Source organism: Streptomyces sp. NPDC046866 (assembly GCF_040704625.1).
Classification (GTDB): Bacteria; Actinomycetota; Actinomycetes; order Streptomycetales; family Streptomycetaceae; genus Streptomyces.
Genome location: NZ_JBEYXN010000018.1, coordinates 20,227 through 32,912, shown reverse-complemented (window position 1 = coordinate 32,912; position 12,686 = coordinate 20,227). Strand labels below are relative to the sequence as shown.

Genomic DNA, 12,686 nt, shown 5'->3' with positions numbered 1-12,686 from the left:
CGCACGCCACAGGGGGCGGGCCACACGAACGGGTCAACGGCCCGCCCCTGTACGGATCATCCTGACCCGACACACATCCACCACCGGACAGCAACCCTCGCCATCCGGGACACTCTGCGCATTCTGTGACGGCCCGGGGAAAGGACGCGACGCCATGTCGGAGGCTGCATCCGCCCGGAGCCGCCAGGGCAGTCTGGCCGCCGTCCCGCTCAAACCGCTGGAGGCGATGCTGCGGGCCTGGCTGCCAGGGCAGCGCTGGTTCGCCGGCAAGGGACGCGCGATCACCCGGCTGCGCCTGGTCAGCGCCGTCGAGCTGCTGCCGCCCGGGACCACCCCCGGGCTGCTGCACCTGCTCGTCGGCGTGGACTGCGCCGACGGGGCCGCGGACTGCTACCAGCTGCTGCTCGGGGTGCGCCCCGCGCCGCTCCCGCCGCCCCTCGCACCCGCCCTCATCGGCCACGCCGCGCAGGGCCCGTACGCCGGCCACGCCGTCTACGAGGCCCTGGGCGACCCGCGGCTCGCCGCGCTGCTGCTGGAACGGTTGCGCACCCCCGGCAGCCACGGCCCGCTCCGCTTCGACCGCGACCCGGCCGCACTGATCCCCGACGGGGCCGCCCCGCGGCCGCTGTCGGGGGAGCAGACCAACTCCTCGCTGATCTACGGGGATTCGTACATCCTGAAGGTCTTCCGCCGGGTCGGGCCCGGGGTCAACCCGGACCTGGAGCTGCCCAGAGCGCTCGCCGCCGCCGGCTGCACCCGCGTGCCCGCGCCGGTCGCCTGGTACGAGGCCGAGCTGGCCGGCGCCGAGCCGCTGACCCTGGGGGTGCTCCAGCCCTACCTGCGCGGTTCCGACGACGGCTGGCAGCTCGCGCTGCGCCGGCTCGGAGCGGGCGCCGACTTCACCGCCGAGGCGCACGCCCTGGGGCGGGCCACCGCCGAGGTGCACAGCGCGCTCGCCACCGCCCTGCCCACCCTCGCGCTGGGCCCGGAGCAGACCGCCCGGCTCGCCGCCGGGATGACGGCGCGGCTCGCGGCCACCGTCCGCGAGGTGCCGGCGCTCCAGCCCTACGAGGACGGGCTGCGCGGCGCCTTCGACGCCCTGGCCGCCTCCCGCGGGAGCGGGGTGCCCGCCCAGCGCATCCACGGCGACCTGCACCTGGGGCAGACCCTGCGCACCGCCGACGGCAGCTGGGCCCTGATCGACTTCGAGGGAGAGCCGGCCCGGCCGCTCGCCGACCGCCGCCGGCCCGAACCCGCGGTGCGCGACATCGCCGGGATACTGCGCTCGTTCGACTACGCGGCGCGCTCCCACCGCCCCTTCGCCCCGGCCTGGGCGGACGCCTGCCGGGCCGCCTTCTGCGAGGGCTACGCCCGCACCACCGGCCGCGATCCGCGCGAGGACCCGGTCCTGCTGCGCGCGTACGAGACCGACAAGGCGGTGTACGAGGCCCGCTACGAGTCCCGGCACCGCCCCGACTGGCTGCACGTCCCGATGGCGGCCATCCGCCGCCTCGCCGAACGCGAGCGCCCGGCCCACCGCGTGCCGCCGCCCCCGCCGCCCGGCAGTCCCGCCCCCCACCCCCATCCGAAGCCCCCGAGGAGGCCGCTCGCGTGAGCGCCGCACGACAGCCGTCACCGACCGTCCGCGAAGAGGCCGCATCCGCAGCCGCGCCACCGGCCGCGGCCCCGCCCGCCGCCGCGGCGCCCGCACCCGCCCGCGCGTCCGCGCGCGCCCGTACGCCGAGGGCCCGCCGGGCCGCCCCTGCACCCGGGGTGCGGCCGGCTCCCGCGCTCGGCGCCGGGGACCGGGCCCGGCTGCTGGAGGGCCGCCACCACGATCCGCACGCCGTGCTCGGGGCCCATGTGCAGCAGGACGGGGTGTCCTTCCGGGTGCTGCGCCCGTACGCCAAGGCGGTCACGGTCGTCGCCGAGGGGCTGCGGGCCGAGCTCCACGACGACGGCGACGGGCTGTTCTCCGCGCTGCTGCCGCTGACCGGCGTGCCGGACTACCGGCTGCTCGTGTCGTACGACGGCGGCGAGATCGAGATGCACGATCCCTACCGCTTCCTGCCCGCGCTCGGCGAGCTGGACCTGCACCTGATCGGCGAGGGCCGGCACGAGGAACTGTGGACGGCGCTCGGCGCCCGGCCGATGGAGCACCAAGGGGTGTCCGGCACCCGGTTCACGGTGTGGGCGCCGAACGCGCAGGGCGTCCGGGTCACCGGGGACTTCTCGTACTGGGACGCGGTGGGCCACCCGATGCGCTCGCTGGGCTCCTCCGGGGTGTGGGAGCTGTTCCTGCCGGGCGTGGGCGAGGGCACGCTGTACAAGTACGACATCACGCGCCCGGACGGCAGCCACACCCTGCGGGCCGACCCGATGGCGCAGTACGCGGAGGTCCCGCCGGCCACCGCCTCGATCGTCACGGCCTCGCACCACCGCTGGCAGGACGCCGAGTGGATGGCGGCCCGCGGCGCCCGCCCGCACCACCAGGCCCCCTTCTCGGTGTACGAGGTGCACCTGGCGTCGTGGCGGCCGGGGCTGTCGTACCGGCAGCTGGCCGAGCAGCTGCCGCCGTACGTCAAGGACCTCGGCTTCACGCACGTGGAGCTGATGCCGATCGCCGAGCACCCCTTCGGTGGCTCGTGGGGCTACCAGGTCACCGGCTACTACGCGCCGACCTCGCGGATGGGCGGCCCGGACGACTTCCGGGCGCTGGTGGACGCGCTGCACCAGGCGGGGATCGGGGTGATCGTCGACTGGGTGCCGGCGCACTTCCCGCGCGACGACTGGGCGCTGGCCGAGTTCGACGGCCGGCCGCTGTACGAGCACCAGGACCCGCGGCGGGCTTCGCACCCGGACTGGGGGACGCTGGAGTTCGACTACGGCCGCAAGGAGGTCCGCAACTTCCTCGTCGCCAACGCCGTGTACTGGTGCCAGGAGTTCCACGTGGACGGGCTGCGCGTGGACGCGGTGGCGTCCATGCTCTACCTGGACTACTCGCGCGGCGAGGGCGAGTGGTCGCCCAACGAGCACGGCGGGCGCGAGAACCTGGACGCGGTGGCGCTGCTGAAGGAGATGAACGCGGTCGTCTACCGGCGCTGCCCGGGGGTGGTGACGATCGCGGAGGAGTCCACGGCCTGGGAGGGCGTGACCCGGCCCACGGACGCGGGCGGGCTCGGCTTCGGGCTGAAGTGGAACATGGGCTGGATGCACGACACGCTGCGGTACGCCTCGAAGGACCCGGTGCACCGCAAGTACCACCACCACGACATGACCTTCGGGATGGTGTACGCGTACAGCGAGAACTACGTGCTGCCGATCTCGCACGACGAGGTGGTGCACGGCAAGGGCTCGCTGGTGTCGAAGATGCCCGGCGACTGGTGGCAGCAGCGGGCCGCGCACCGGGCGTACCTGGGCTTCATGTGGGCCCATCCGGGCAAGCAACTGCTGTTCATGGGGCAGGAGTTCGCCCAGGGCAGCGAGTGGTCGGAGAGCCACGGGCCGGACTGGTGGCTGCTGGACTCCGCCTATCCGGCGGCCGGCGACCACGAGGGCGTGCGGACGCTGGTGCGCGACCTGAACCGGACGTACGCGGCGGTGCCCGCCCTGTGGGAGCGGGACACCGTGCCGGAAGGCTTCGCGTGGGTGGAGGCGGACGCCGCCGACGACAACGTCTTCGCCTTCCTGCGGTACGCGCACGACGGTTCGCAGCTGCTGTGCGTGTCGAACTTCTCGCCGGTGGTGCGGCACGGGTACCGGCTCGGCGTCCCGGAGCAGGTGCCGCTGTGGCGGGAGGTCCTCAACACGGACCTGGAGCCCTACGGCGGCAGCGGCGTGCGCCTGCTTCAGCCGCTGCGGCCCGAGCCGGTACCCGCCCAGGGCCGCCCGGCGAGCGTGCGCCTGACGCTGCCGCCGCTGGCCACGGTCTGGCTCAGGCCGTAGCCGCCACCGCCGGGCCCGGCGCCGTCACCGCTTCGAGCTCCTGGAGCAGGCGGCGCTTGGGCCGGGCCCCGACCATCTGCTGCACGGGCTCGCCGTCGCGGAAGACGATCAGGGTCGGCATGGACAGCACCCCGTAGCGGGAGACGGTCTCGGGGTTGGTGTCCGCGTCGATCTGGACGACCTTGAGCCGGTCGGCGTGCTCGGCGGCCACGGCGGAGAGCACGGGCGCGAGCTGCCGGCACGGCCCGCACCAGTCCGCGGTGAACTCGACGAGGACGGGCCGACCGCGCTCGCCGAGCACCTCCGCCTCGAAGTCGGCATCGGTCACTTCCGCAACACCTGCAGCGTGGATCATCTCTTCCCTCTTCCTTCTTCTCTGGTGCCCCGAACGGATCAGGCGGTCATCTCACAGCGCGGTACGGCGGCCTCCCCGGCGGCCTGCTCGGCCTCGGAGAGCTGGCGCGCCACCTGCTCGCGCACGTCGGCCAGCCGGCCGATCAGCGCGTCGAGCTCGGCGAGCTTGCGCCGGTAGACGGCCAGGGACGCCGGGCAGGAGTCCCCGGCGGGGTGGCCGGCGCGCAGGCAGTCGACGAACGGACGGGTCTCCTCCAGGTCGAAGCCGAAGTCCTGGAGGATGCGGATCTGGCGCAGCAGGCGCAGGTCCTCCTCGTCGTACGTGCGATAGCCGTTCGCGGCCCGCCGCGCGGTCAGCAGCCCGCGCGACTCGTAGTACCGCAGGGTCCGGGTGCTGGTCCCGGCCCGCTCTGCCAGTTCGCCGATGCGCATGCAGCGACCGTAATCCTTGACGCGGACGTCAAGGCAAGGACGCCGGGGAGGAAGGCGGGGCACGCGGAAGGGGGACGGGGGAAGGCGGGGAAGGGGGGTACCGGGGGCCCTCGCCACCCCCGTATGCGAGGGCCCCGGTATGGATCACGTACAGGACGGGCCACGGGTTCACCAGGAGTGTGCGAGGGATCGGTGAAGATCGCGCGCAGGGGTATCGCGGCGACTGGCCGGAACCGTACGCTCTCAAGTGGATCTAGAAGGGGCTCCGATTACCGGACAGTCGCCGGGAAACCGGACGAAACGCCGGAACTCCATAGGACTTTCCTACGAGTTCTGGGCTTGTTTGAACGGTCTGTAGTCGTCACCCCTTGGCCACTCCTACGGTGTGCCCTGTGCAATCCAGCCCACCCTTCAATGCCCCCGCCGCCCGCCGACTGCGCGCGGCCCTGGGCATGGCACCCGGCCACGTCGCCTACGGCCTGCGCGCCCAGTACGGCCTGGCCGTCGATCCCGAAACCGTGATGGCCTGGGAGCGCGGCGAGGTGTCGCCGAGTTCCGCCGAGCTGACCGCGCTCGCCGGCGTGCTGTGGTGCGCGCCCGGCGAACTGCTCGCCGAGCCGGTGACCCTGCGGGAGCACCGGATGGCCCGGGGGCTCGCCCCGGACGAACTGGCCCGGCGCATCGGGCTGGACACGGGCTCCTACCAGAAGATGGAGGACAGCGGCCGCTGGAAGGGCAACGAGCGCCAGTCCGTCGCCCTGGCCCAGGTCCTCGGCCTGACGTTGGCCCAGTTCGTGGCGGCCACGGGCAAGCAGGAGGAGCTCGCCGAGATCCTGCGCAGCGCGGCCACCACGCGCTGGCAGGCGTACGCCAAGCCGCTCGCCAAGCTGCTGCCGGTGCCCAGGCAGCACCTGGAACCGGTGCTGGAGCGGCTGCACGCCGAGTACCAGTCCACGATGGTGGCCACCCTGAGCTGGGGCGGCGCCGCCGGCGAGGCCGCAACGGGCGACGCCGGCCGCGAGTTCCTCGCGGACATCGTGAACCGCTTCTGGTCCTTCGCCTCGGGCCCGCAGTAGCCCCCGGCCCCGCCCGCACCCGGTGGGTCAGAAGACCGATTCGGCCTCGTACATCCGGTTCTCCGGGACGCGCTTCAGCTCGGTGACGGCCGAGGCGAGCGGAGCCATGACGATGTCGGTGCCGCGCAGGGCCGTCATGTTGCCGAAGTCGCCGCGGTGGACGGCCTCGACGGCGTGCCAGCCGAAGCGGGTGGCCAGGACGCGGTCGTACGCGGTGGGGACGCCGCCGCGCTGGACGTGGCCGAGGATGACCGGCCGGGCCTCCTTGCCGAGGCGGTGCTCCAGCTCGACGGCGAGCCGGTTGCCGATGCCGGCGAAGCGCTCGTGGCCGTACGCGTCGATCTCCCCCTTCTCGTACGGCATGGAGCCCTCGGCCGGGTGCGCGCCCTCGGCGACGCAGACGACGGCGAACTTCTTACCCCGGGCGAACCGTTCCTCCACCATCTTCACCAGCGCGTCCACCTCGAAGGGGCGCTCGGGCAGGCAGATCCCGTGGGCGCCGCCGGCCATGCCGGACTCCAGGGCGATCCAGCCCGCGTGTCGGCCCATGACCTCGACGACCATCACGCGCTGGTGCGACTCGGCCGTGGTCTTCAGGCGGTCTATGGCCTCGGTGGCCACGGTGACGGCGGTGTCGAAGCCGAAGGTGCGGTCGGTGGCGGAGATGTCGTTGTCGATGGTCTTGGGGACGCCGACGACCGGCATCCCGGCGTCGGACAGCATCCGGGAGGCGGTCAGGGTGCCCTCGCCGCCGATCGGGATGAGCGCGTCGAGGCCGTACCGGGTCGCCAATTCCTGCGCGTTCTCCGCGGCTTCGTGCAGGCGGGCGCGCTCCATGCGGGCCGAGCCGAGGATGGTGCCGCCACGGGCCAGGATCCCGCTGACGGCGTTGATGTCCAGGGGGCGGTAGTGGCCGTCCAGGAGGCCCTTGAAACCGTCCTCGAAGCCGATGACCTCGTCGCCGTGCCCGACCAGGGCGCGGTGCACGACCGACCGGATGACAGCGTTCAGGCCGGGGCAGTCGCCGCCTGCTGTGAGAACTCCGATACGCATCGTCCTGTGTCTCCTGCTCCTGGTTGGTGACGCTTGTCCGATTGTTTCACTTATTCCGCTTGTTTCCCTGCCGTCTCCCGCGCCGCGGAGGGCGCCGTGGGCCGTTCACCCCGCCCCCGGAGGCCCTTTCCCGGGGGGCGCCCTATCCATCCGCGGAGGTATTGTCAAGAGGGAAAGACCACCCTATCGGGGAAAATCGGCAGAGACGACGGACGGAGAGCCCGCGTGACGCGCAGCGTGTACGTGACCGGTATCGAGCGGGGGGACGGCCGACAGGTCGTCGAACTGGGGATCATGGAGCTGCTGACCCGCCGGACGGCGCGCGTCGGCGTCTACCGGCCGCTGCTGCACGATGCGCCCGACCGGCTCTTCGAGCTGCTGCGGGCCCGCTACCGGCTCGACCAGGACGCCTCGACGGCCTACGGCATGGAGTACCGGGAGGCCTCGGCCATCCTGGCCGAGAAGGGCACGGACGAGCTGGTCTCCCGGCTGGTCGACCGCTACCACCGCGCGGCCCGGAACTACGAGGTCGTGCTCGTCCTCGGCACGGACTACGCCGACACCAACCTCCCCGACGAGCTGGCGCTCAACGCACGCCTCGCCAACGAGCTGGGGGCGGTCGTCGTGCCCGTCGTGGGCGGCGCCAAGGCCCCGGCCGAGGCGGTGGGCGCCGAGGCGCGCAGCGCCTACCGGGCCTTCGAGAGCCTGGGCTGCCACGTCGTGGCGATGACGGTCAACCGGGTGGCCGCCGAGGACCGGGACGCCATAGCCGAGCGGCTTGCCGCCCGGCTGCCCGTGCCCTGCTACGTGCTGCCGGAGGACAAGTCGCTCTCCGCCCCGACCGTCGCCCAGATCACCCGGGCGCTCGGCGGCGAGGTGCTCCTCGGCGACGACGCCGGACTGTCGCGCGACGCCCTCGACTTCGTCTTCGGCGGCGCGATGCTGCCGAACTTCCTGAACGCCCTGACCCCCGGGTGCCTGGTCGTCACCCCCGGCGACCGCTCCGACCTGGTCGTGGGCGCGCTGGCCGCGCACGCCTCGGGCACGCCGCCGATCGCGGGCGTCCTGCTGACCTTGAACGAGCGGCCGAGCCACGACGTCCTGGCGCTGGCCTCGAAGCTGGCGCCGGGCACGCCCGTGGTGTCGGTCGCCGGCAACAGCTTCCCGACCGCCGCCGAGCTCTTCTCCCTGCAGAGCCGGCTGAACGCCGCGACCCCGCGCAAGCTGGAGACCGCGCTCGGCCTGTTCGAGCGGCACGTGGACACCGCCGAGCTGGGCCGGCTGCTGTCGGTCACCCGCTCCGAGCGGGTGACCCCGATGATGTTCGAGCACGAGCTGCTGGAACGGGCCCGCTCCGAGCGGCGGCGCGTCGTACTGCCCGAGGGCACCGAGGAGCGCGTGCTGCGCGCCGCGGACGTGGTGCTGCGCCGCGGGGTGTGCGAGCTGACCCTGCTGGGCGAGGAGCAGGCGATCCTGAAGAAGGCCGCCGACCTGGGCGTCGACGTCTCGGCGGCGCAGCTGATCGACCCGGCGACCTCGCCCCTGCGGGAGCGGTTCGCCGAGTTCTACGCCCGGGCCCGCGCCCACAAGGGGATGACGGTGGACCTGGCGGCCGACGTGGTCACCGACGCCAACTACTTCGGCACCCTGATGGTCCAGGAGGGCCTGGCCGACGGCATGGTCTCCGGCTCGGTGCACTCCACCGCCGCCACCATCCGCCCCGCCTTCGAGATCATCAAGACGAAGCCGGAGGCCTCGATCGTCTCCTCCGTCTTCTTCATGTGCCTGGCCGACCGGGTGCTGGTGTACGGCGACTGCGCGGTCAACCCGGACCCGAACGCCGAGCAACTCGCCGACATCGCCGTGCAGTCCGCGGCGACCGCAGCCGCCTTCGGCGTCGAGCCGCGGATCGCGATGCTGTCGTACTCGACCGGCACCTCGGGCAGCGGCGCGGACGTGGACAAGGTCCGCAAGGCCACCGAGATCGTCCGCGCGCAGCGGCCCGACCTGCTGATCGAGGGCCCGATCCAGTACGACGCGGCCGTCGAGCCGTCGGTCGCCGCGACCAAGCTGCCCGGATCGGAGGTGGCCGGCCGGGCCACGGTGCTGATCTTCCCGGACCTCAACACGGGCAACAACACCTACAAGGCCGTGCAGCGCTCCGCGGGCGCCGTCGCGGTCGGCCCGGTGCTCCAGGGGCTGCGCAAGCCGGTCAACGACCTCTCGCGCGGTGCGCTGGTGCAGGACATCGTCACCACCGTGGCCATCACCGCGATCCAGGCCCAGGGCGGGGGCGCGGGCACACCGGCCCCGGCCCCCACCGCCTGACCGGGCGCCGGACCCGCCCGACCGTCCCGTACGCCCCGGACCTCCCCCTCCCCCACCCTCCACCCTCCACCCGAAGGAAAGACCTCCCACCGTGACCACCGCATCGCGCGTCCTCGTCCTCAACTCCGGTTCCTCGTCGGTGAAGTACCAGCTGCTCGACATGGCGGACTCCTCCCGTCTGGCCGTCGGCCTGGTGGAGCGGATCGGCGAGGCGGCCTCGCGGCTGGTGCACGAGCCGCTGGCCGGCCCCGGCGCCGCGGGCGGCAGGCGCGAGCGGGTGGGCGCCATCGCCGACCACGAGGCCGCGCTGCAGGCGGTCGCGCAGGAGCTCGCCGCCGACGGGATGGGCCTGGACTCCCCCGAGCTGGCCGCCGTCGGCCACCGGGTGGTGCACGGCGGGACCCGGTTCACCGCCCCGACGGTCATCGACGACGAGGTGCTGGCGGAGATCCGCAGCCTGATCCCGCTGGCCCCTCTGCACAACCCGGCGAACGTGACCGGCATCGAGGTGGCCCGCTCGCTGCGCCCGGACGTCCCGCAGGTGGCGGTCTTCGACACGGCCTTCCACGCGACGATGCCGGAGCACGTGGCGCGGTACGCGATCGACGCCTCGACGGCGGAGAAGTACGCGATCCGGCGCTACGGCTTCCACGGCACCTCGCACGCCTACGTCTCGCGGGCCACGGCCGCGCTGCTGGGCAGGCCGGTCGAGGAGGTGAACGTGATCGTGCTGCACCTGGGCAACGGCGCCTCGGCCTCGGCCGTACGGGGCGGGGTGTGCGTGGAGACGTCGATGGGCCTGACGCCGCTGGAGGGCCTGGTCATGGGCACCCGTTCGGGCGACCTGGATCCGGCGGTCATCTTCCACCTGGCGCGGGTGGGGGGCCTCTCGGTGGACGAGATCGATTCGCTCCTGAACAAGAAGAGCGGTCTGCTGGGGCTGTGCGGCGACAACGACATGCGCGAGGTGCTGCGGCGCGCGGGCGAGGGCGACGAGGCGGCGCGGCTCGCCTTCGCGGCCTACGTCCACCGGCTGAAGAAGTACATCGGCGCGTACGCGGCGGTGCTCGGCCGGGTGGACGCGGTGGCGTTCACGGCCGGGGTCGGCGAGAACGCCCACCCGGTGCGCGAGGCTGCCATCGACGGTCTGGAGGAGCTGGGCCTCGTCCTGGACCCCGAGGCCAACGCCGTGCGCTCGCCGCAGGCGCGGCTGGTCTCCGCGGAGCACTCGCGGGTGGCCGTGGCCGTGGTCCCGACGGATGAGGAGCTGGAGATCGCCGCGCAGGCGTACGCGCTCGTTACTGAGTAGTCACTTGTGCTTTCCACCAGACGGAATATTCCGCTTCGAAACAAACCCGATAGGATCCGCTTCATGCGCCGTTCCAAAATCGTCTGCACGCTGGGCCCCGCCGTCGACTCGTATGAGCAGCTGAAAGCACTCATCGAGGCAGGCATGAACGTGGCCCGTTTCAACTTCAGCCACGGATCCCAGGCAGAACACCAGGAGCGGTACGACCGCGTCCGGAAGGTCTCCGCGGACACCGGGCGCGCGGTCGGCGTCCTGGCCGACCTCCAGGGCCCGAAGATCCGTCTGGAGACCTTCGCCGAGGGCCCGGTCGAGCTGGTGCGCGGTGACGAGTTCACCATCACCACCGAGGACGTCCCCGGCGACAAGTCCATCTGCGGCACCACCTACAAGGGGCTGCCGGGCGACGTCGCCAAGGGCGACCAGGTCCTGATCAACGACGGCAACGTCGAGCTGCGGGTGACCGAGGTCGAGGGCCCGCGGGTGAAGACCATCGTCATCGAGGGCGGTGTGATCTCGGACCACAAGGGCATCAACCTGCCCGGCGCCGCGGTGAACGTCCCCGCCCTGTCGGAGAAGGACGTCGACGACCTCCGCTTCGCCCTGCGGATGGGCTGCGACATGGTCGCGCTGTCCTTCGTCCGCGACGCCAACGACGTCAAGGACGTCCACCGCGTCATGGACGAGGAGGGCCGCCGGGTCCCCGTCATCGCCAAGGTCGAGAAGCCCCAGGCCGTCGAGAACATGGAGGCCGTGGTCGCCGCCTTCGACGCGGTCATGGTGGCCCGCGGCGACCTGGCCGTCGAGTACCCGCTCGAGAAGGTCCCGATGGTGCAGAAGCGGCTCATCGAGATGTGCCGCCGCAACGCCAAGCCGGTCATCGTCGCCACCCAGATGATGGAGTCGATGATCACCAACTCCCGCCCGACCCGCGCGGAGGCCTCCGACGTCGCCAACGCCATCCTCGACGGCGCGGACGCGGTCATGCTCTCGGCCGAGTCCTCGGTCGGCGCCTACCCGATCGAGGCCGTCAAGACGATGTCGAAGATCGTCGCCGCGGCCGAGGAGGAGCTGCTCTCCAAGGGCCTCCAGCCGCTGGTGCCGGGCAAGAAGCCCCGTACCCAGGGCGGCTCCGTCGCCCGCGCCGCCTGCGAGATCGCCGACTTCCTCGACGGCAAGGCGCTGGTCGCCTTCACCCAGTCCGGGGACACCGCCCGCCGGCTCTCGCGCTACCGCGCGGCGCAGCCGATCGTGGCGTACACCACCGATGTCAACACCCGCAACCAGCTCACGCTGAGCTGGGGCGTCGAGTCGTACGTCGTCCCGCACGTGGACACCACCGACGCGATGGTCGAGCTGGTGGACTCCGAGATGGTCAAGCTGAGCGCCTACGACGCCGGCGACACCCTGGTCATCACGGCCGGCTCGCCCCCCGGCGTCCCCGGCACGACCAACATGGTCCGGGTCCACCACCTGGGCGGAACCGAGCGTTCCTGACCCGCCCCTGCCGCACAGAGACCGAGGGCGGCACCCGGATCCCGAAGGGGATCCGGGTGCCGCCCTCGGTGGTTTCCGGCTGCTCAGCCGAGATCGGGCCGCACGTTGAAATCGCCGTCCTCGACAAGCGCCCTCTCCAGCCCCAGCGGCTCCGCGAGCGCCTGGTACCCGGCGACGCGCGTGGGGCCGATCGGTACGAAGTAGGACTTGAGTACGCGCAGCAGCAGCCGGAAACCGAGATCCGGATCGGCCTCGGCGACGACCCGCCGCAGCGCCGGAACCACGCCGGGCACCGCGGCGTAGGAGTGCCCGGCCGTGGCCGACTCCAGATCCTGGGCCACTGAGGCGATCTCGCCCAGCACCGCTTCCGCCAGCCCGCGAGCGGGCGGCGGATCCAGCGGGACGGGTGCCTCACCGATGTTCCAGGTGATGCGGTACTCGGCGATCTCCTCGATCCAGGTGAGCCACTGGCGTCCCTCGATTCCGCAGGCTTCGAGATCGAAGTCCCGGAACGTCCCCGCCTGCCACAGCGCGGACAGCTCCGGGCCGGACAGGTCCGAAGCCAGCAGCCGCTTGGTGTCATCCAGCAGCTGATGGGCGAACGCGCCGTCCTCGCGCTCCGCGAACCACCCCACGTGGGCCAGAGCGATGGACATCCTGTGCGTCCGTGGGTAGTGGAACGTTTTCATCAAGCC

At 72.5% G+C, this 12,686-nt stretch carries 10 protein-coding genes; 6 read left to right on the top strand and 4 right to left on the bottom strand.

What is annotated here, in order from left to right:
* The first annotated feature begins 154 nt into the window (after window positions 1-154).
* Both AB0953_RS24075 and glgB read left to right on the top strand, forming a co-directional pair.
* Window positions 155-1,615: a maltokinase gene (locus tag AB0953_RS24075; RefSeq protein WP_366861616.1), complete on the top strand. Its 1,461-nt coding sequence runs from the start codon at window positions 155-157 to the stop codon at window positions 1,613-1,615.
* Window positions 1,612-3,945: a 1,4-alpha-glucan branching enzyme gene (glgB, locus tag AB0953_RS24070; protein ID WP_366861615.1), complete on the top strand. Its 2,334-nt coding sequence runs from the start codon at window positions 1,612-1,614 to the stop codon at window positions 3,943-3,945. Before AB0953_RS24075 ends, glgB begins: the two co-directional genes overlap by 4 nt.
* On the opposite strand, the gene trxA is transcribed toward glgB, so the two are convergent.
* Both trxA and AB0953_RS24060 read right to left on the bottom strand, forming a co-directional pair.
* Entirely contained in the window at window positions 3,935-4,339 is a 405-nt protein-coding gene (trxA, locus tag AB0953_RS24065; RefSeq protein WP_366861723.1) for a thioredoxin, read from the bottom strand. The genes glgB and trxA overlap by 11 nt on opposite strands.
* Entirely contained in the window at window positions 4,339-4,731 is a 393-nt protein-coding gene (locus AB0953_RS24060) for a MerR family transcriptional regulator (protein WP_366861614.1), read from the bottom strand. The genes trxA and AB0953_RS24060 overlap by 1 nt, the downstream gene beginning before the upstream one ends.
* A gap of 383 nt (window positions 4,732-5,114) precedes the next feature.
* On the opposite strand from AB0953_RS24060, the gene AB0953_RS24055 reads away from it, so the two are divergent.
* Complete coding sequence (locus AB0953_RS24055) at window positions 5,115-5,807, top strand: helix-turn-helix transcriptional regulator (RefSeq protein WP_366861613.1); 693 nt, start codon at window positions 5,115-5,117, stop codon at window positions 5,805-5,807.
* A gap of 27 nt (window positions 5,808-5,834) precedes the next feature.
* Here AB0953_RS24055 and AB0953_RS24050 read toward each other — a convergent pair whose 3' ends face one another.
* On the bottom strand, window positions 5,835-6,860 hold the full coding sequence (locus tag AB0953_RS24050) for an ATP-dependent 6-phosphofructokinase (RefSeq protein ID WP_366861612.1): 1,026 nt from the start codon (window positions 6,858-6,860) through the stop codon (window positions 5,835-5,837).
* A 225-nt stretch (window positions 6,861-7,085) separates the two neighbouring features.
* Here AB0953_RS24050 and pta point away from each other — a divergent pair, with 225 nt between their 5' ends.
* The 3 genes from pta (at window position 7,086) to pyk (ending at window position 11,991) form a co-directional block, all read left to right on the top strand.
* The gene (gene pta / locus AB0953_RS24045) at window positions 7,086-9,188 is read left to right on the top strand and encodes a phosphate acetyltransferase (protein ID WP_366861611.1); all 2,103 of its coding nucleotides are present in this window, start codon (window positions 7,086-7,088) and stop codon (window positions 9,186-9,188) included.
* 91 nt (window positions 9,189-9,279) lie between these two features.
* Window positions 9,280-10,497, top strand: a complete 1,218-nt coding sequence (locus AB0953_RS24040; protein WP_366861610.1) for an acetate kinase — start codon at window positions 9,280-9,282, stop codon at window positions 10,495-10,497.
* A gap of 63 nt (window positions 10,498-10,560) precedes the next feature.
* Entirely contained in the window at window positions 10,561-11,991 is a 1,431-nt protein-coding gene (pyk, locus tag AB0953_RS24035) for a pyruvate kinase (protein WP_366861609.1), read from the top strand.
* An 83-nt stretch (window positions 11,992-12,074) separates the two neighbouring features.
* Here the strand turns inward: pyk and AB0953_RS24030 are convergent, their stop codons facing one another.
* Entirely contained in the window at window positions 12,075-12,647 is a 573-nt protein-coding gene (locus AB0953_RS24030; protein WP_366861608.1) for a hypothetical protein, read from the bottom strand.
* Window positions 12,648-12,686: the final 39 nt, after the last annotated feature.